This window comes from Bradyrhizobium sp. USDA 10063 (assembly GCF_054063735.1).
The window spans coordinates 6,370,411-6,390,359 of record NZ_JBSSGP010000002.1 but is presented as its reverse complement, the minus strand read 5'-3'; the positions used below and the strand labels follow the sequence as shown (position 1 = coordinate 6,390,359).

General features: G+C 65.1%; 16 protein-coding genes and 1 riboswitch. Of the genes, 9 read left to right on the top strand and 7 right to left on the bottom strand.

All coding sequences use genetic code 11. From position 1 onward, the window contains the following. Positions 1–70: 70 nt before the first annotated feature. Together ACVJGD_RS32210 and ACVJGD_RS32205 are read right to left on the bottom strand one after the other, a co-directional pair. The gene (locus ACVJGD_RS32210; RefSeq protein WP_456637985.1) at positions 71–1,687 is read right to left on the bottom strand and encodes a phosphoenolpyruvate carboxykinase; all 1,617 of its coding nucleotides are present in this window, start codon (positions 1,685–1,687) and stop codon (positions 71–73) included. Positions 1,688–2,148: 461 nt separating this feature from the next. Next, positions 2,149–2,322 (bottom strand): hypothetical protein, encoded by a 174-nt coding sequence (locus ACVJGD_RS32205; protein WP_456640604.1) that lies wholly within the window; start codon positions 2,320–2,322, stop codon positions 2,149–2,151. Positions 2,323–3,081: 759 nt separating this feature from the next. Here ACVJGD_RS32205 and ACVJGD_RS32200 point away from each other — a divergent pair. From ACVJGD_RS32200 to ACVJGD_RS32175, 6 genes are all read left to right on the top strand, one after another. Continuing rightward, positions 3,082–3,783, top strand: a complete 702-nt coding sequence (locus ACVJGD_RS32200) for a response regulator transcription factor (RefSeq protein WP_027579989.1) — start codon at positions 3,082–3,084, stop codon at positions 3,781–3,783. Between the two features lie 114 nt (positions 3,784–3,897). Further along, positions 3,898–5,703 (top strand): stimulus-sensing domain-containing protein, encoded by a 1,806-nt coding sequence (locus ACVJGD_RS32195; RefSeq protein WP_456640445.1) that lies wholly within the window; start codon positions 3,898–3,900, stop codon positions 5,701–5,703. Next, positions 5,700–6,221 (top strand): HPr kinase/phosphorylase, encoded by a 522-nt coding sequence (locus ACVJGD_RS32190; protein WP_456637984.1) that lies wholly within the window; start codon positions 5,700–5,702, stop codon positions 6,219–6,221. The genes ACVJGD_RS32195 and ACVJGD_RS32190 overlap by 4 nt, the downstream gene beginning before the upstream one ends. Before the next feature lie 133 nt (positions 6,222–6,354). Continuing rightward, positions 6,355–6,756 (top strand): PTS sugar transporter subunit IIA, encoded by a 402-nt coding sequence (locus ACVJGD_RS32185; protein WP_027579987.1) that lies wholly within the window; start codon positions 6,355–6,357, stop codon positions 6,754–6,756. Continuing rightward, complete coding sequence (locus ACVJGD_RS32180) at positions 6,753–7,079, top strand: HPr family phosphocarrier protein (RefSeq protein WP_456637983.1); 327 nt, start codon at positions 6,753–6,755, stop codon at positions 7,077–7,079. Before ACVJGD_RS32185 ends, ACVJGD_RS32180 begins: the two co-directional genes overlap by 4 nt. Positions 7,080–8,024: 945 nt before the next feature. Then, positions 8,025–10,100, top strand: a complete 2,076-nt coding sequence (locus ACVJGD_RS32175; protein ID WP_456637982.1) for a prolyl oligopeptidase family serine peptidase — start codon at positions 8,025–8,027, stop codon at positions 10,098–10,100. Between the two features lie 96 nt (positions 10,101–10,196). Here ACVJGD_RS32175 and ACVJGD_RS32170 read toward each other — a convergent pair whose 3' ends face one another. The 4 genes from ACVJGD_RS32170 to ACVJGD_RS32155 form a co-directional block, all read right to left on the bottom strand. Next, positions 10,197–10,871 carry a DUF938 domain-containing protein gene (locus tag ACVJGD_RS32170; protein ID WP_456637981.1) on the bottom strand — a complete coding sequence of 225 codons (675 nt, stop codon included), beginning with the start codon at positions 10,869–10,871 and terminating at the stop codon, positions 10,197–10,199. A gap of 301 nt (positions 10,872–11,172) precedes the next feature. Further along, positions 11,173–12,003, bottom strand: coding sequence for an ABC transporter substrate-binding protein (locus ACVJGD_RS32165; protein WP_456637980.1), 831 nt, complete (start codon positions 12,001–12,003; stop codon positions 11,173–11,175). Further along, positions 12,003–12,776, bottom strand: coding sequence for an ABC transporter ATP-binding protein (locus ACVJGD_RS32160; RefSeq protein ID WP_456637979.1), 774 nt, complete (start codon positions 12,774–12,776; stop codon positions 12,003–12,005). The genes ACVJGD_RS32165 and ACVJGD_RS32160 overlap by 1 nt, the downstream gene beginning before the upstream one ends. Beyond that, positions 12,773–13,747: a FecCD family ABC transporter permease gene (locus tag ACVJGD_RS32155; RefSeq protein WP_456640444.1), complete on the bottom strand. Its 975-nt coding sequence runs from the start codon at positions 13,745–13,747 to the stop codon at positions 12,773–12,775. The genes ACVJGD_RS32160 and ACVJGD_RS32155 overlap by 4 nt, the downstream gene beginning before the upstream one ends. A gap of 182 nt (positions 13,748–13,929) precedes the next feature. Then, positions 13,930–14,126, top strand: a riboswitch (cobalamin riboswitch). A gap of 112 nt (positions 14,127–14,238) precedes the next feature. On the opposite strand from ACVJGD_RS32155, the gene ACVJGD_RS32150 reads away from it, so the two are divergent. Together ACVJGD_RS32150 and ACVJGD_RS32145 are read left to right on the top strand one after the other, a co-directional pair. Then, positions 14,239–16,500, top strand: a complete 2,262-nt coding sequence (locus ACVJGD_RS32150; RefSeq protein WP_456637978.1) for a TonB-dependent receptor — start codon at positions 14,239–14,241, stop codon at positions 16,498–16,500. An 84-nt stretch (positions 16,501–16,584) separates the two neighbouring features. Continuing rightward, on the top strand, positions 16,585–16,746 hold the full coding sequence (locus ACVJGD_RS32145) for a hypothetical protein (protein WP_456637977.1): 162 nt from the start codon (positions 16,585–16,587) through the stop codon (positions 16,744–16,746). Between the two features lie 179 nt (positions 16,747–16,925). On the opposite strand, the gene ACVJGD_RS32140 is transcribed toward ACVJGD_RS32145, so the two are convergent. Next, positions 16,926–18,191, bottom strand: a complete 1,266-nt coding sequence (locus tag ACVJGD_RS32140; protein ID WP_456637976.1) for a hypothetical protein — start codon at positions 18,189–18,191, stop codon at positions 16,926–16,928. A gap of 174 nt (positions 18,192–18,365) precedes the next feature. Between ACVJGD_RS32140 and ACVJGD_RS32135 the strand changes: the two genes are divergently transcribed. Next, complete coding sequence (locus ACVJGD_RS32135; protein ID WP_456637975.1) at positions 18,366–19,589, top strand: MFS transporter; 1,224 nt, start codon at positions 18,366–18,368, stop codon at positions 19,587–19,589. The last annotated feature ends 360 nt before the right edge of the window (positions 19,590–19,949 follow it).

Below are 19,949 nucleotides of genomic sequence, written 5' to 3'. Positions count from 1 at the left end.
GCAGACATGTTCCGGAACAGAAAAGGGCGACCGCGGGTCGCCCTTTTCAGTCGAGGAAATTTACGTAGAGCTATTCAGCCGCGAGCTTCACGTCGGGCGCGGCGGCGCGGACTTCGGCGTCGACCTTGCTTTCGAACTTGGCGAAGTTCTTCTGGAACATGCCGACCAATGCGCGGGCGGTCTTGTCGAACTCAGCCTTGTCCTTCCAGGTGTTCACCGGATTGAGGATCTCGCTCGGCACGCCCGGCAGCGCCGTCGGCACCGCAAAGCCGAAATACTCATCGGTGCGGAATTGGACATTGCGCAAGCTGCCGTCAAGCGCCGCGGTGAGCAGCGCGCGCGTGACCTTGATCGGCATGCGCGAGCCTACGCCATACTTGCCGCCGGTCCAGCCGGTATTGACCAGCCAGCAATCGACATTGTGCTGGGCGATCAGGTCGCGCAGCATGTTGCCGTAGACGGAGGGGTCGAGCGGCAGGAACGGCGAGCCGAAGCAGGTGGAGAATTCCGGCTGCGGCTCCGAGCCGAGGCCGCGCTCCGTGCCGGCGACCTTCGCGGTGTAGCCGGACAGGAAGTGATACATCGCCTGCGCCGGCGAGAGCTTCGCGATCGGCGGCAGCACGCCGAAGGCATCGGCCGCCAGCATCACGACGTTCTTCGGATGCGGCGCGCGGCCGGTCCGCGAGGCGTTCGGGATGAAATCGAGCGGATAGGCGGAACGGGTGTTCTCGGTCTTCGAGCCGTCGTCGAAGTCCACCTCGCGGGTGTCCTCGTCGAGCACGCAGTTCTCGAGCACCGCGCCGAAGCGCTTGCTCGCGGCATAGATCTGAGGCTCGGCTTCCTTCGACAGCTTGATGCACTTGGCATAGCAGCCGCCTTCGAAGTTGAACACGCCGTCCGGACCCCAGCCATGCTCGTCGTCGCCGATCAGCGTACGGTTGGGATCGGCCGACAGCGTCGTCTTGCCGGTGCCGGAGAGGCCGAAGAAGATCGCGGTGTCGCCCTTCGACCCGACATTGGCCGAGCAGTGCATCGGCATCACGCCGCGCGCCGGCAGATAATAGTTGAGCGTGGTGAAGACCGACTTCTTCATCTCGCCAGCATATTGAGACCCGCCGATCAGAACGATCTTGCGGGCGAAATCGATCGCGACGACGTTCTCCGAGCGCACGCCGTGACGTTTCGGATCGGCGCGGAAGCTCGGCATGTCGATGATCGTGAGCTCGGGCACGAAGCTCGAAAGCTCGATCGCCTCGGGGCGGATCAGGAGCGTACGGATGAACAGCGAGTGCCAGGCAAGCTCAGTGAACACGCGCGTCTTGATGCGATAGGTCGGATCGGCGCCGCCATAAAGATCCTGCGCGAACAGCGTCTTGCCTTCGGCGTGTTTGAGGAAATCCTGATGGAGCGCTTCGAATTGTTCCGATGTGATCGACTGGTTGCCGGCCCACCACATGCTCTTGTCGGTGGTCGCGTCGCGGACGGTGAACTTGTCCTTGGGGCTGCGGCCAGTGAATTCGCCGGTGTCCGCACAGAGCGCGCCATCGGCCGAGAGCACGGCCTCGCCTCCCGCAAGCGAATATTGATAGAGCTGCGGCGCGCGAAGATTCCAATGCACGCGCTTGAGATTTTTTAAGCCGAATTTGTCGGCGCCAAAGGCACCGTTGTACACGCCCGTGTTTTGCACGAAGAACCTCCTCGAACCCGCGTTTCCCATTGCGCGAATGTCGCTAAACGCGCTCAGTCGCGGTGACCTTTTCCAACAACGAATATAGCCCGAAGGCCCCGGTCCAGCGACCTCATAATGGGGCAATCCGAGCTTGCCAAGCTAGTCCCCGAATTTTGGTTTATTCCAAGGCATCTGCTCCCATGTGGTTCAAGCACTTGCTGCAGCGCAAGGCTGCGTTTCTTGTCCATGGATCGCGCGACGATCCGCCGCGATCAACGCCAGGGACGACATCTTTGCGATGCACAATTGATGCCATCCGACACGCTGCGTCGCTGTCGATCAACGCGCAGATACCGGATATGCGGTCTGGAGAGACGAGACGTCGGGCCTTGTCACCGGCGATGCCGCTGCAGTCGGATCGCACAATCCAATCGACAAAGAGAGTTGATTGCACGGCCTTACTCGACGTCAACAAGCCATCATCGAATTCGACGGCCCATAAGAATGCGCGGCGCGCGCGAACGTTCCGCGCAATTGCGCATGAGAAGCATGATGCCAGGCGCGTTGACGATTGCACTCTCTTCAATTCGCTGCGACATCGCGCTGCTCGCGCCTATCCCTTTGCGCGCTTCGTCGGCGAGCCGGACCAGCATCCTGCACAGCTCCGCGGCGTTGCCGGCGCGCTCGGGAAATCCGAGCCGCAGCGTCCGCCTGCCCGCCTGCATGTCCATGCCCTCGCGGTCGCAGCCAATGCAGTGCCAAGCGGCGCTTTCGGCCCCGAGCAGCGTCGCGGTGAGCCTCGTTCATATTGCTCGGCTGCCCCCGGCTTCCGCCTCCAGCAGCCGCTTCGCCCCAACCGGATCGGTCAAAGACTGCTCGGACGCGAGATCGACGATCCGGTGGAAGCGGGCGGCCAGATGAGGCGGCGGAGGGGGTGATCCGCAAGGCATAAACACTATATTTTACAAATGCTTGCTAGGATGGATGGGCGACGAGTAGCGGCAGCGCGAGAGGCCGCGGCGGCGCGCCTTCCATCTCTTCCGCCCCCCGACCAGCACGCGATGCTGACCAGGGAACAATAGGGGTCGCCGGTTTCTGGCATCAGCGTCGCCAAGGCCCCTTGCCGGCTCCTCCGGAGCAGGGAACGGGCCAGCCTGGCGGGGTCGAAATCGGCGGTTGCTCGCATCGAAATTACCTAGCAATTGTCTGGCCATGTGGTTGCACTTCGGGGCTTTTTTCGGGTAAACGGGCTCCAGACGGGTCGAACGCGTCGCGGGGGCGAAGCGTTTGGCGGAACTCGGTCACACTTCAGCCTTCGTTGCATTGCTCGCTGACCGCGTCCGAAGCCCAATTATGCGGCGCATCACCGGAATGCTCGCCGTTTCAGCCAACTGGAAACTGAAAGCAGGCTCATGCCCACAATCGCCCTGGTCGATGATGACCGCAATATTCTCACTTCTGTCTCGATCGCGTTGGAAGCCGAAGGCTACCGCATCATGACATACACGGATGGTGCGTCGGCGCTGGACGGCTTCCGCACCTCGCCGCCGGATCTGGCCATCCTCGACATCAAGATGCCGCGCATGGACGGCATGGAAACGCTGCGACGGCTGAGGCAGAAATCCGATCTGCCCGTGATCTTCCTGACCTCCAAGGATGAAGAGATCGACGAATTGTTCGGCCTGAAAATGGGCGCCGACGATTTCATCCGCAAACCATTCTCGCAGCGCCTCCTGGTCGAGCGCGTGAAGGCCGTGCTCCGCCGCGGCCAGCCAAAGGATCCGACCGCCGCTCCGAAGGAGCCGGATACGCGCGCGCTCGATCGCGGCCTGCTCAGGATGGACCCGGAGCGCCACACCTGTACCTGGAAGAACGAGCCGGTGACGCTCACGGTCACCGAATTCCTGATCCTGCAGGCATTGGCGACGCGGCCCGGCGTGGTGAAGAGCCGCAATGCACTGATGGATGCCGCCTATGACGACCAGGTCTATGTCGACGATCGCACCATCGACAGCCACATCAAGCGGCTGCGCAAGAAGTTCAAGGTGGTCGACGAGGATTTCGAGATGATCGAAACCTTGTACGGCGTGGGGTATCGCTTCAAGGAAGCCTGATCCGCGGCGAAAGCCCGCTTTGTTAACTGACACGGTCCGCACCTATGGGGTAGGGTGCGGGCCCGATAGCGTTGCATGGTAACACCTCTCGTCAACGAACCGGCAGTTCTGCCAGTGCTTGATCGAACGCAGCCCGACCCAGCCCAAACCGTCGAGGACGCCCAGGCGCTCCTCGATCAGGACCAGTTTGCCGACAAGGTGGCGGCAAAGCGCTGGCGGCCGCTGGACTTGCTGAGCCGCGCCGGACAGTTCTTCTTCGCGCTGTCCTTCTCGAGCCTCACCCGCCGCATCGTCTCGCTGAATCTCGCGGGCCTGGTCGCCCTCGTCGCCAGCATCCTCTACCTCTCGCAATTCCGCGCCGGCCTGATCGATGCGCGCGCCCAGAGCCTTCTGGTGCAGGCCGAGATCATCGCCGGCGCGATCGCGGCCTCCGCGACCGTCGAGACCAACACCATCACCATCGATCCGGAGCGGCTGCTCGACCTCAAGCCCGGTGAAAGCTACGGCGTACCGGACGAATATTCCGACTTCCCGATCAATCCCGAACGCGTCGCGCCGGTGCTGCGGCGGCTGATCTCGCCGACCAAGACGCGCGCCCGCATCTTCGACCGCGAGGGCGGACTGATCCTCGACAGCCGCAGCCTCTACGGCAAGGGCGACGTGTTCCGGATCGAGCTGCCGCCGCCGAATGCCGAGAAGCCGGGATTCGCCGAGCGGACCACGATCGCAATCCGCACCTGGCTGAACCGCGGCGATCTCCCGCTCTATCGCGAGTTGGGTCCGGAGAACGGCACCGGCTACCAGGAAGTCGCGCAGTCCTTGAACGGCCAGAAGAGCAGCATGGTCCGCGTCAACGATCGCGGCGAGGTGATCGTCTCGGTCGCCGTCCCCGTGCAGCGCTTCCGCGCCGTGCATGGCGCGTTGATGCTCTCCACCCAGGGCGACGACATCGACCAGATGGTGACCGCCGAGCGGCTTGCGATCCTCAAGGTCGGCGGCGTCGCCGCCGCCGTGATGATCGTGCTGTCGCTCCTGCTTGCGAGCACCATAGCCGGTCCGGTGCGGCGGCTTGCCGATGGCGCCGAGCGGGTCCGCCGCCGCATCCAGACCCGCGTCGAGATTCCCGACTTCACCCGCCGCCGCGACGAGATCGGCCATCTCTCCGGCGCGCTGCGCGACATGACCAACGCACTCTACAGCCGGATCGAGGCGATCGAGATGTTCGCCGCCGACGTCGCCCACGAATTGAAGAATCCGCTGACGTCGCTGCGCTCGGCGGTGGAGACGCTGCCTTTGGCTCGCACCGAAAGCAGCCGCTCCCGCCTCCTCGCCGTGATCGAGCACGACGTCAGGCGGCTCGACCGGTTGATCTCCGACATCTCCGATGCGAGCCGGCTCGATGCCGAGTTGCAGCGCCAGGATATGGCGCAGGTCGATCTGCGCCGCCTGCTGACGACGCTGACATCGGTCGCCAACGAGACCAAGCTCGGCCACGACGTCGCGGTCGAAGCCCGGTTCGAGGGCCGCGGTCCGACCGACACCTTTGCGGTGCCCGGCCACGACTCGCGGCTCGGACAGGTGATCTCCAACCTGTTCTCCAACGCGCAGTCGTTCTCGCAAGCCGGCGACAAGGTGCGCATCATCTGCCGCCGCGTGCGCGCGGAGATCGAGATCGTGGTCGACGACGACGGCCCGGGCATCGGCGAGGATGCACTCGAGCGCATCTTCGAGCGCTTCTACACCGACCGGCCGCACCAGGGCTTCGGCCAGAATTCCGGACTGGGGCTGTCGATCTCCAAGCAGATCATCGAGGCGCATAACGGACGCATCTGGGCGGAGAACCGCCCGGGTCCGGCTGATGCCGACGGCAAGCCGACGGTATCAGGCGCGCGCTTCGTGGTCAGGCTGCCGGCGCTATGAGCCACACCGCCAGCGTGCATGCCTCCGCAGTGCTGGTCGGAGAACGCGCGGTGCTAATCCGCGGACCATCCGGTTCCGGCAAGTCGCGTCTCGCCTTCGATCTGATCCTCGCCGGGCGCGCCAACCAGCTGCCGCCGGCCGTTTTGGTCGGCGACGACCGTGTCCATCTCGACACAGCCGGCAAAGAATTGCGCGTCCGGCCGGTCGCAGAATTGGCCGGGCTGATGGAGATTCGAGGGCTCGGCATCCGCCACCTTGAGTTCACAAACGAGGCAATCGTGGGGCTGGTGGTCGATCTCGCCGCCAGCGATGCCGAGCGCCTGCCGCCGCCCGAAGCCCTGCAGACCGAGATAAACGGTGTTTTACTACCGCGAATCCCCATCGGTGAAGGCATTTCACCCCTGCTACTGGTTGTCGCAGCGTTGACGACAACTGAAAGTTCATGTTCCCGTAATGTTGCGGATGATTGCTTGGGGCGGATCGGTAACCATATCAGCCGCAATATGGCCACTGAATAGACCGGTGCAGACCCGTATTTCTCCGCCCCCAAATTCCGGGAGATAGCCAAGATGCCCTCTTGCGCGGGGCCTCTGGATGGTCAAAGTGGCGCGTTCGTGCGGTGCACCAAGAAGCACCCGCGAGGAGTTTCCGATGATTGGTCTAGTGCTTGTGACCCACGGGCGCCTTGCCGACGAGTTCAAGGCGGCGCTCGAACATGTGATGGGCCCACAAAAACAAATTGAAGCAATTACGATCGGAGCCGAAGATGACGCCGATCTGTGTCGCAGCGACATCATCGAAGCGGTCAACCGCGTCGATAGCGGCGACGGTGTTGCGATCCTGACCGACATGTTCGGCGGCACGCCGTCGAACCTTGCGATCTCCTGCATGAGCCGGCCCAAGGTCGAAGTGCTCGCAGGCATCAATCTTCCGATGCTGGTGAAGCTCGCGAAGGTTCGCGAGGAGCGGTCGTTGCCCGACGCGATCGCGATGGCCCAGGAAGCGGGCCGCAAATACGTCACCATTGCCAGCCGCGTCCTTGCCGGCAAATGAGCGCCGAGGGCTCGGGCGAAAACGAAATCGGCCCGACCGTTCCTGCGGGTGCGATCTCCCGTGAACTCCAGATCGTCAACAAGCGCGGCCTGCACGCACGCGCTTCCGCCAAATTCGTGCAGATGGTCGAACGCTTCAACGCCGAGATCTGGGTGACGCGCGGCAGCGAGACCGTCGGCGGCACTTCGATCATGGGCCTTATGATGCTCGCCGCCGGCCCCGGCACTTCTGTCATCGTCTCCGCCACCGGCCCCGAAGCCGAAGCCGCTCTCGATGCCATCGCCGAACTCGTTGCGAGCAAGTTCAACGAAGAGGGAACGTGAGGCGTTAGGTGGGATAGCGCGCGACTCGGGCGCCGCTGTCAGACCCTCATGGTGAGGAGCGCGGAACGCGCGTCTCGAACCATGAGGCCCCGCCGGTGGCCTCGCCCTTCGAGACGATCGCTGCGCGACCTCCTCAGGGTGAGGGGATGGAGTGGAGCGCACCGCTCCGAGCGAAGCGGGGCAATAACGGGGATGGATTTTCGGATTCAATTGTCAAACAGCGGAGGGGATGTGAGTCCGCCATCTCGCGGCGCATTGCGCCCGAGGTTTGCATCTCGTTCCACCCTCTCAAATCGCAGAGGGCGCAGGGAAAGCCGGGTGCCGGTTGCACCCGTGGGCCCCGTGCAACAAAAAGCACGGGGGTAGGGCCACAGGTCAACCGGAGCAACACCGGCTTTCCCTGCGCAGTGGTTTACGGCTTACTTCGTGCTCTTCCCGGTGACCGGGCTTTCTTGCCACCGTCATCTCTCGCGTGAATTTGTTCACGCAAAAAACTTAGCGCCGGCGTCGGGGCGCCAGAACCACACGACTTCGCCGTCCACGGATAGTCACGCTCGTCAGTCGTGATATCAGCGTCCACCGCATCTCACCGCAACGTTCGTGACGATCGCGAGCCGCCCCTCATTCGGGTGAGACGCGCGGAGTTAAATCACTGATTTGCCCGACGACGGAAGCGGAATATTTTTTGTGCGAGGACTGGACGGGGCAAATCACTCTGGAATCGCTGGCGAATTTTTCTCCGCCGTCATTCCGGGGCACGCGTAACGTGCGCCCGGAATCCATTTCTCCGCTTGCGCCTGCGGCCCAATGGATTCCGGGTTCGCGCTAGCGCGCGCCCCGGCATGACGACGGTGGTTGGGGCGCGCGAGCGGCGCGCACGCCATTGGACAGCACAGGCGCGAGCGCCTACATCGAGAATTCTGTGACTGCCCTCGGAGTTCCGCGATGACCATCAACGACAGGCCTACGATCGACGCGCCCGACGACGATCCCTATCTTTGGCTGGAGGAGATCGAAGGCGCGCGGGCGCTGGAATTCGTGGAGCGCCAAAACCGGCTGACGCTGGAGAAATTCGCCGGCGCGTCCTTTGCCGCCGATCGCGACACGCTTGTCGCGATCTTCGACCGGCCGGACAACATTCCCTATGTCAGCAGGCGCGGCGGGCTGCTCTACAATCTCTGGAAGGATGCGAACAATCCGCGCGGCCTGTGGCGGCGCACGACGCTCGACGAATTCCGTAAATCCGATCCCAACTGGGACATCCTCCTGGACGTCGACCGGCTCGCCGCCGACGAAGGTCAGGATTGGCTGTTGAACTGGACGCATATGCGGCCGGGATATGATCGGCGCGCGATCCTCGCACTGTCGCGCGGCGGCAGCGATGCGGTGACGCTGCGCGAATTCGACATGGATGCAAAGCGCTTCGTCGCCGACGGTTTCGTGCTGCCGGAGGCCAAGGGCGGCATCGATTGGGTCGACGACGACACGCTGCTGCTGTCAAGCGCCTATGGCGAAGGCATGGCGACCACCTCGGGCTATTCACGAACCGTGAGGCTATGGCGGCGCGGCGAGGCCGTGGAGCGCGCGCCGGTGCTGTTCGAAGTGCCGGCCGACCGCATGAGCGCAAGCTCTCAGGTCGACGATTCCGGACCGGTCCCACGGACGTGGTACATCGACCGGCTCGATTTCTTCAACTTGAATGCCTGGCTCGGCGACGAGACGGGCGCGAAGACGAAGCTCGATCTGCCGACCAGCATCTGGCTGCTCGCCTATCAGGACTGGTTCGTCGTCAAGCTGCGCGAGACGTGGACAGTCGGTGGCAAGACCTACGCGCCGGATACGGTGCTCGGCATGTCGCTGTCGGCATTCCTCGCCGGCAGCCGCGATTTCACCGTCGTCTTCGAGCCGGAGCCGCGGCGGGCGCTGCAGGGCTTCTCCTGGACCGCGGGCCGGCTGGTGCTGTCGATCCTCGACGAGCTGCGGCCGGTGTTCGAGATCTGCATGCCATCGGCTGGCGGCTGGACGCGCGAGCGGCTCGAAGGGCTGCCCGAGATCGGCGTCGTCGATGTCTGGCGGCTCGACGGCCACATATCCGAGAGCAACGGCGATCTGCTCGCCAACGTGCAGGATCCGCTGACGCCGTCCTCGCTGATGCTGATCGAGAAGGTCGGAGCGCCCACGGTGCTGAAGCAGGCGCCGAAGACGTTCAACGCGGATGGACTCGTCGTGACCCAGCACGAGGCGATCTCGGTCGACGGCGAACGCATCCCCTATGTGCAGACGGGACCTGCGACCGGGACCGGCGATGCGCCGGTGCATCTGACGGCCTATGGCGGCTTCGGCGTACCGGTGAAGCCCTATTACAACCCGGCGCTCGGCAAGCTGTGGCTGGAGCGCGGCGGCACCACTGTGAAGGCCAATATACGCGGTGGCGGCGAATTCGGTACGCGCTGGCACGACGCCGGCCGCTATGCGGGCAAGCGATTGGCGCACGACGACTTCGCCGCCGTCGCCGCCGATCTGGTGAGGCGCGGCGTGACGCGGCCCGAGCGGATCGCGGCCGAAGGCGGATCGAACGGCGGCATCCTGATCACCAACATGCTGGTGCGCTACCCGGAAAGATTCGGCGCGCTGTTCTGCACGATCCCGCTGATCGACATGCGCCGCTACACCAGGCTGCTCGCCGGCGCGAGCTGGATTGCGGAATATGGCGATCCCGACAAGCCCGAGGAATGGGCCTGGCTGCAAACCTATTCCGCCTATCACTCGGCGAAGCCGGGCCAGCAATATCCACCGATCCTGATCGCGACCACGCGCCGTGACGACCGCGTGCATCCCGGCCACGCCCGCAAGATGACCGCCAAGCTGCAGGCGATGGGATATGAGGCGTATTTCTACGAGCCCGCGGCCGGCGGCCACGGCTATGGCAAGGACAACAAGGAGCGCGCCGCCTTCACGGCGCTGGGGCTTGGGTTCTTGAGAGAGAAGATCGGGTGGGTGGATGGTGGTTCCTCATGGTGAGGAGGCGCGCAGCGCCGTCTCGAACCATGAGGCCCGCGGCCCATCCCTCGTGACGCCGCTGACGCGGCTCCTCGGGATGAGGTCGGAGATCGTTGGCTAGGAGCGACCAAACACCAGGATCATGTTATTCGCGGGCATGTCTACCGCCTCCTGCAATGACAAGCCGACGCGCGCCGCCAGCTTCTCGAGGTCGGTGATGTCGCGGACGCCCCAGTCGGGATCCTGGTTGCGCAAGGACGTGTCGAACACGGCGTTGCTGAGTGCAGTGTGCTTGCCGTCGCGCTTGAAGGGGCCGTAGAGGAACAGCCGGCCGTCGTCGCGCAGGCGGCGCGCGGCGCCTTCGACCAGGCCCTCGGCGACGCGCCAGGGCGCGATGTGGATCACATTGGCGCAGAACACCGCGAGCAGCTTTGGCAGCTCGCCGCCCTCAGGTGTCGCACCAGGCCAGGCCGGATCGGAGAGATCGATCCTCAGCGGCGGACGGATATTCGGAAGTGCGGAATGCGCGCGCCAGGCGGCGATGCTCTTCAGATGGGCGTCGTTGAGGTCGCTCGGCCACCAGGTGATGTCGGGGGTCTGCTCAGCGAAATACACGACATGCTGGCCGGTGCCGCTGCCGGCCTCGAGCACATGGCCGGATTTACCCGCGAGAAATTTTTCCAGCACCGCCCAGATCGGCTGATGGTTGCGGTGAAAGGCAGCAGCATCGAGTCGGCCGTCGGCCTCGACCCGCCCGCCGTCCTTGCCGAACTCGACCACGAACTCCGCCACGCCACTCTCCTCTGCCTGTCGTACAAAGCGCAACACCGGAACGATTCTGCTATTCCATATAAGTCGTCGCAATGCGCGATTTAACCGCGCCTTTGTGGGAGGATTGCGTCCTTGCGCGCTGCATCCCTAGCCCGGATGAAGCGAAGCGTAATCCGGGAACAGCGGGGCAGGTGACGCGCCCATCTCTCCACCTCGTCATTCCGGGATGCGCCGCCAGGCGCAGGCCCGGAATCCATTGCGCCGCATGCGCAAGCGGAGAAATGGATTCCGGGCTCTCGCCCGGAATGACGAGGGGATGCGGCTATCGCGCCACGCGCTCCAATTCCTTCGTCAGCACGTCCAGCGCGTCGGCGAGCATCACGCCGCCGCAGACGGTGAGACGTTCGGACAGCACGATGCGCCTCGCGGGCGGATAGAAATGCTCCAGCGCCGGATGCAGCAGGAAGGCGCGGCCGTCGTCTTCGGCGCGGTCGCCGGCCTCCGACACCAGGATGAAGTCCGGCTTCAATTGCACGATCGCTTCCAGCGGGGCGTAGCCGCCGGCGGCGAGGCCGAGGTCGCCGGCCGGATTGAGCAGACCGGCCTCGGTCAGGAGCGACGACACCAGGCTGTCGCTGCCGGACACCCAGCCGCGGCGCGCCAGCGGCAGCACGCGATAGTGCTTGCCGGTTGCGGCCCGCCGCGCGCGGGCGACCGCGGCGTCGAGCCTGGTGATCGCGGCCTCGGCACGATCCGGATGCTGCACGATCTCGCCCATCTCGCGGATCTGGTCCTTCACCTCGTCCAGTGTGCGCGGCACGGTGAACTCGACGAGATGAAGGCCGTTTGCTTTGAGTAACTCGCGCGTTGCGCGCTTGTCGAACAGGCTGGCGACGACGATGTCCGGCTTCAGCACCAGCACGTCCTCGGCGCCGCCTGACAGGATCGGGAAACGGCGCGCCTTGTCGGCGGCGAAGGATTGCCAGGCGTCGCGGGAGAACCGGCTGAGGCCCAGGATCTGCTGGGGATCGGCGAGCGAGAGCAGCAATTGATCGCTGCAGACATTCATCGAGACGATGCGCGGCGGGCTTGCCGCAAGCGCGACAGTGGTGGACAAGGCGAACGCTGCGACGAATGCAGCGAGCCGCCGCATCAGATCTCCGCCCACGGCACGATCACCGTCTCGCGCTGATATTCGGCGCGGAAGGCGCTGATGCGGAACACATCGGCCATGACCGCTTCCGACAGCGCGTCTGCCGGCACGCCCTGCGATGCGAGGCGGCCCTGCGACAGCACCAGCGCATGGTCGGCGAAGCGCGCAGCAAGGCCAAGGTCGTGCGTCACCACGATCACCAGCACGCCCTTGTCGGCGGCGGCGCGCAAACCCTTCATGACGTCGATCTGGTGGCGCGGATCGAGCGAGGCGGTCGGCTCGTCCGCCAGGATGATCGGCGCCTCCACCGCGAACACGCGCGCCAGCGCGACGCGGCTGCGCTCGCCGCCGGACAGTTCGGTGACGCGCCGCGCGGCGAACTCCATGACGTCGGCGGCCTGCATCGCCCGTGTCACCGCCTCAATATCGCGCGGGGACAGCCGGGCCGGATCGGTCGCGCCATGCGGATAGCGGCCGAGCGCGACGATGTCGCGCGCCGGCAGCGGCCAGTGCACCATGTGCCCTTGCGGAAGATAGCCGAAGCGCTTCGCCCGTTCGCGCAGCGACAGCGCGGCGAGCCCCTCGCCACCCACCTTGATGACGCCATCGGAGGGAATGAGGCCGGCGAGCGCGCGCAGCAGCGTGGTCTTGCCGGCGCCGTTCGGACCAACGAGGGCGACGAGATGGCCTGAAGCGAGTTGCAGCGACACATCGCTGAGCACGCGGCGGCCGGCGAGCGCGACATTGAGATGTTCTGCGACAAGCGCCGTCATGCGACGCCTCCGCCGAGCGCGCGGCGCTCGCGCACGATCAGATAGAGGAAGAACGGCACGCCGATGATCGAGGTCAGGACGCCGACCTTGATGTCCGAGGTCGACGGGATGATGCGCACCGCGATATCGGCCGCGAGCAACAGCGCCGCGCCCGCGAGCGCGCTCGGCACCAACAGCCGCGCCGGGTCGTGGCCGATCACGGGCCGCATCAGATGCGGCGCGACCAGACCGATGAAGCCGATTGTGCCGGTGACCGCCACCGCGCCGCCGACGCCGAGCGCGACACCCGCGATCACGAACAGCCGCAGGCGGGCGACGTCGACGCCGAGGCTTTGCGCGGTCTCTTCGCCAAGCGTGAGCGCGCGGAAGGCGCTGGCTTGCGAAAGCAGGATGGCGCTACCTGCTACGATGAAGGGCAGCGCCATCGCGACATGCTGGAAGCTGCGATCCTCCAGCGAGCCGAGCAGCCAGAATGCGATCTCGAGCACCAGGAACGGATTGCTGGCGAGGTTCATCACCAGCGCGGTCGCAGCGCCCGCCAGGCTCGAGATCGCAAGCCCGGCGAGGATCAGGATCAACAGTCCGGCATTGCGGCCAGCGATCGCAAGCAGCACGAATACCGAGCCGAAGGCGGCGATGATGGCGGCAACCGGCAGCGCATAGGAGCGGACATCAGCCAATCCCAGCGCGATCACCAGCACCGCGCCGAACGCCGCCGATTGCGGCGCGCCGAACAGCGAGGGCGAAGCCAGCGGGTTGCGCAACAAACCCTGCAGCGCCGCGCCTGACAGCCCGAGGATGGCGCCGATCGCGAATGCCAGGATGGTGCGCGGCAGGCGGATCTCGCGCACGATCACCTGCGATACATCGCTGCCGCCGCCGAACAACGCCTCGATCACCGTCAGCGGCGACAGCCGCACCGGACCGGTGCCGAGTGAGATCAGCATCAGCAGGGCAACCAGCGCGATCATCGCAACCGTCGCCCCCAACCGTCGCCGCGCGGCAAGACCGGCCGCTATCGTGAAATCCTGTACACTCATCGCGCCCTGCTTCTTGCAGCGAATTGGGTGGCAGACAAGCGACACCAGAACAAAAAAGCGTATCGGAGACAGGGCGCCGCAGTTTCGCCGGGATTGACTCAGGTGCCGCCAAAATCCTAGATGGCTCCGACGGTTCCTATCGGGATCAAAAGGGAATGCGGTACCGGGAAACTTCCCTCAAGCCGCGGCTGCCCCCGCAACTGTATGCGGTGAATCCTTCGTCTTATGCCACTGGGCGTCTCGGTCCTGGGAAGGCGACGAAGGGTAACGACCCGCGAGCCAGGAGACCTGCCGTCATACGTGGTCACACGCGACGATGTCGGTCGGGGAGTACAGGCATTAGCTTCACCTGAAGCGCGAAACGCGATGGTGAGCCTTGGTTCGCTGTGACGTGCCACTGACGTCATACCGAGGTCTCACCGATGTTTTCCGTTATTGCAGCCACCAGGCGACGCCGGGCGCTTCTGCTCGCGTCGAGCATGCTGGCGCCCGCTTTGCACGTTTCCGCCGCGCAGGCACAGCAGGCGCCCTCCGAGCAATTGCCGCCGGTCGAAGTCAGCGCGCCGGTCGACCAGAACCGCACCCGCGCCAGGCCTGCGTCCGACGGAACACCGGGGCCGCGTCGGCCCGCGCCAGGCGAGGTGCCTAGCAACGCGCGGCCGGCCGGCGGCGCGGGCTCGGGCGGCGCCGCCGCGACCGGAGCGGCATCCGGCGGCGGCGGCCCGCAGTTCGCGGGCATCGTCGGGACGTCCTCGACCGTGATCACCGCCGATGACATCGCGCATTCGCCGTCGCACACGCTGCCGGAGATCATCGCGCAGGTGCCCGGCGTCCAGCTTCAATCGCTCTATGGCGGCGTCAACGGCGCCAAGAGCTCGGTCGACCTGCGCGGCTTCGGCGCCTTCGCCACCGCCAACACGCTGTTCCTGCTCAACGGGCGGCGGCTCAACGATATCGACATGGCGCAGGTCGATCTCTCCACCATTCCACTCGATTCGATCCAGCGCATCGAGATCATCCGCGGCAACAGCGGCGCGGTGCTCTACGGCGACAACGCGATCGGCGGCGTGATCAACATCGTCACCAAGACCGGCGTCGGCGGCCCGCCGGCTTCGATCCGCGGCGAGGCCGGCTACGGCTCCTTCAACCAGCGCATGGCCGCGATCTCGACCGCGATGAATTCCGGGCCATGGTCGGCCTCGTTCTATGGCAACGGCATCAAGTCCGACGGCTACCGGGTGAACAATGCGCTCGACCAGCGCAACGGCGTCGGCAATCTCAACTACACGACGCCGGACCTGAAAGCATTCCTGACCGTGACCGGCGACGACCAGAAGCTGGGCTTTCCCGGCGGCCGGCTGGTCGATCCTTCGATCGGCGTCAACGAACTGGTCACCAATCGCAGGGGCACCAGCACGCCGTTCGACCATGGCAACCAGCAGGGCGCAAGCGCCACGGCCGGCTTCACCAAGACCCTTCTGAACGGCGTCGACCTGATCGTCGATGGCGGCTACCGCCAGAAGGATACGCAAAGCGCATTCTTCGGTGCCTCGCCGCTGCCGAGCTTCGCGTCAACTTACAATGACGCCGCGCTGCAGACCTGGTCGATCACGCCGCGGCTGAGCGTCAACAATTCGATCTTCGGGATTCCCTCGTCGATCCTGACCGGTATCGACTATTACGATGCGACGTTCCACCAGCAGCGCGGTGCGTTCCAGGGCGTGCCGCCGATCCATACCTACGACCTGTCGCAGCAGTCGCTCGCCGGTTATTGGATGCACACGGTCGGCCTGCTGCCGACGACCGATTTCTCCTATGGTGCGCGGGTGCAGAACACCTGGCTCAGCGCACGCGACCGCTACGATCCGAACGCGCCGTTCGCCTTTGACGCGCAGGCGACGCCGCTCGACCAGAGCGAGACCAACTATGCGCTGCATGTCGGCGTCGAGCACCGCATCACCGACGTGTTCTCAGTGTTCGCCCGTGCCGCGCACGCCTTCCGCACGCCTGATGTCGACGAGCGGGTGTCGACGGGACCTGCGTTCGATCCGTTGACCGGCCTTTCCCTGCCGCAGAATTTCCAGTTGAAAACCCAGACTTCGCATGACGTCGAAGCCGGCTTCCGCGTCAGGACCAACCGCTTCCAGGTGCAGACCAGCATCTACAACATGGACCTCGAGAACGAGATCCATTTCAATCCGGTGCTGTTCTTCAACGTCAACCTCGATCCGACCCGGCGCTATGGCGCCGAGACGCAGGCCTCGCTGCGCGTCAGCGATACCGTGTCGCTGCGCGGCGGCATGGCCTATACGCGGGCCGTCTTCCGCGAGGGACAGTTCGCCGGCAACGACGTGCCGCTGGTGTCGCGCACGACAGGCAATCTCGGCGTGACCTGGAATATCTGGCAGAACTATCTCGTGCTCGATGCCACCCTGCGCGCCTGGAGTTCGCGCGTCATGGATAATGACCAGGCCAATACGCAAACCCGTATTCCGGGCGATGCGACGATCGACCTCAAGCTGAGCGGCGCCTATGAGCATTTCTTCTGGTCGGTCAGCGTGAACAACGTGCTGAACGCGCTCTACTACGACTACGCGATCGCCTCCAACTTCACGCCCGGCCGCTTCAGCGCCTATCCGCTGCCGGGCCGGACCTTCCTGGTGAAGGCCGGCGCGACGTTCTGAAGCGCCTCGCCGGTCCGCGGCCTGCGCGCGGGCTGGCTTGTTCCGCCGCAATCAGCCACTATGTCGTGGTGGCGGGAGATTGCCATGGGCGGGATCTGGAAGAAGGGAAAACGTCCGAAGCAGGAGGGCGGCAAGCCGAAGCCGCCGCCTCCCCCTGCGCCTCATGACGAGGACGACGACTACGAGGACGGCGACATCGCAACGCCGAAGCGCGACCGCTACGGCCCGGATGATGAGCCGTTGTGAGGCGCAAGGACAACGCCCCGTCGTCCCGGGCTTGACCCGGGACCCATAACCACAGGCCTTTGTCGTGTGCATTGCTGTAACTGCTTGCTCGCGCCACAACAACCGCCTGTGGTTATGGGTCCCGTCTTTCGACGGGACGACGCCGGTGCGCGGTTTCGGAGAGTGAGTGCTTTGCCACCCTACGGCGGCTGATGCAGACCCGCAAAATCCTCGCGCTCGATCTTGCGGATGCTCTTCAGGTCGAGCAGATGCGCGCCGAAACCGCCGCGGGCGACCGTCCTTGCCAGTTTCGGCGAGACCAGCGTCAGGCCGGCCGTCATCGCCAGCGGCACGGCGCTGAGCCAGTCGAGCTGCACGGGCGTCAATTCCTCGGTGCTGGCGTTGTAGGGCCCTGAGGTCTTCAACAGATCGCCGCACTCAACCAGAATGTCGCGCCTGGTGCCGCCGCGGGAGGCGTGGCCGAGCAGCGCCTGCATCGCCAGGTGCGTCCGCACGCCGGTGCGGCTTTCGGGCAAGGGCTGTGGCGTCTCGCCGAGCGAAACCCGCAGCAGCAGATCGACCAGATCGGTGCCGGCGCGGAAAGCGTTGAGCGGCTCCACCAGGCGCGGATTGCAGTCGATCAGGAGCGGCACGGGGCTGTCGATCGGCATGATCGCGTCGACCGACAGCGCGCCATGCCAGGCCAGCGTTTCTCCGATTCTCTCCAGATAGGCGCGCACCTGCGGACGGCTGACGCTCTCCTTGATCGCCTCGCCGCCGCCGACGCCGGGCGCGATCTGCCGGTAGGCGTGGAAGCCGACCAGTTTCCCAAAGCAAAACACCGATTGCGCCTTCTCCGTGGTGCCGGTGACGAGATCCTGCACCAGAAGCTGGTCGGCGAACGTGTCGGTCGCGCCGAGCTCGTAGAGCGCAATGTTGAAATCAGCCTCATCCCGCACGAACCAGATGCCGCGGCTCGCGGTGCCGACCGAGGTCTTGATCACGGAGGGGAAGCGGATGGCATCGCGCAGCTCGCTCTCCGACGTCACGATCCGCGTCGGCGGCTGCGGCAGGCCCAATTGGTCGAGCAGGCGGCTGAAGCCGGCCTTGCTGTGCACCAGGCGATAGCTGTCGAACCGCGGCAGCGCCAGCCCGACGCGGCCCTTCAGCCGCGCCTCGGCGCGCGCGAACAGAAAACCCTGTTCATGCGTCGGCAGCAGCACGTCGAAAGGCGTCTGCTTCAGGAGCCGCTCGATGAAACTGAGGAATCCCTCAGGGTCGTGGCGCAATCCCGGACAGCGATGGAATTTCCGCACGAAGCGTGAATAGCGCGACAGGCACCAGGGTGAGGGATCGCAGACTTCGACATGGTGGCCGGCAAGGCCGAGGATCGTGATCGCCTCGCGCGCCGAGGTGCTCGCCCCCTCGGGGATCAGGATGCGCAGCTTTCTTGCCGGATCGGTCATGCCGGATCATTGCTGCAATGCAAGTGCTTGTCTTGCCGCTTTAATGCCGCATGTCGCTCGGACGCGGTATGCCGGGGCAGCCATGCAGCGGCCTTCATGGACAAATAACGCCCAGCCGATATTTTCCCGGCAAGCCTTGCCGGGCGTCACAAATTTGATGGGCTTCTCACTGATATGGCTGATGTTCTCGCCGCACCGCAGCAATTGAAGACCGACAGCGCGCTGCGCACGCTGACGGGGATCTCGATCGCGCATTGGGTCAGCCATTTCCATCTCTTCGTGCTGCCGATGCTGTTCCCGTTCCTGAAGGAGCAGCTCGGCGTCGGCTATATCGAGCTCGGCTTCGCGCTGACCGCCTTCGCGCTGGTCTCCGGCCTGACCCAGGCGCCGATCGGCTATCTTGCCGACCATATCGGCGCGCGAAAAATCCTCCTGATCGGGCTTTGCCTGGGCGGCTTTGCCCTGATCGGGCTCGGCACGCATTTGAGCTATCCCGCGCTGATCACGAGCGCGATTGCGCTCGGGCTCGCCAACAGCGTCTATCATCCCGCCAATTACGCGATCCTGTCGGCGCATATGGACGAGGCGCGGATGGGCCGCGCGTTCTCGATCCACACCTTTGCCGGCTTCCTCGGCGGCGCGGTGGCGCCGGCGATCATGGCGGCACTGGTGGCAGCAATCGGCGGGCTCGGCGCGCTGATGGTGGCCGGCGCCATCGGCCCGCTGGTGGCGCTATTGCTCGTCGTCATGGGCATTCCCGATGCCGGTGCCGCGAAGGACGGGCCGGAGGCGGCCGAAAAGGGGCAAGCGAGCGTGGTGACGCCGGCGATCATGATGCTGACCGTGTTCTTCACGCTGCTCAGCCTGTCGAGCGCCGGGATCAACAATTTCGGCGTGGTGGCGCTGCTGAGCGGCTATGGCGTGTCGTTCTCGTCGGCCAATATCGCGCTGACCGCGTTCCTCGGCGCCAGTGCAATCGGCGTGCTCGCCGGCGGCTATCTCGCCGACCGCACCCACCGCCACAGCCAGGTCGCGGCGATCTGCTTTGCGGTCAATGCGGCGATCGTGCTGCTGATCGCGCTGGTCAATCTGCCGTCGGCGGTGCTGACCGCGGCGCTCGGCCTGGCCGGTTTCCTCGGCGGCGTGATCACGCCCTCGCGGGACATGCTGGTGCGCAACGCGGCTCCGCCCGGTGCGGCCGGCCGCGCCTTCGGCATCGTCTCCACCGGCTTCAACTTCGGCGGCATCGCAAGCCCGCTGCTGTTCGGCTGGATCATGGACCATAATCTGCCGCATTGGGTGTTCGGCGCATCCGCCGCCTTCATGGTGCTGACGGTGCTGCTCGCCCTCGTCACCGACCGCAAGCCGCAGGAATCGGAGGCGCGCGCGGCGGCCTGACGGCCCATCCTTCAGGTGTCCTCGCGAGCTATTGCTTCCAAGCAATGCGCGCAATCGCTCAGGCCGACATAACACGCGATACCGAGATAGATGGTCCGAAGCGCGCAAACGCTCCGGTCCCGACGCGTCGGCGCGCGCGCAGCGCCGGCAACGTGATGGCCGGCGTCGGCAGGCCGCATGGAAAGTGCGCGCTCGCCGCCTTTGGTGGTCGCGGTCACTGAGAGATCTCCCCGGTGATTCCAGAGGACTCTGCGGTGTGCCTGTTACGGCCCGATCACTGCCTCGCATTAAATGCTTACAGTCGTAACCGACCGCTATAATCTGGCAGAGAGGTGAACGAACGCGGCTTGAGGCGATCCG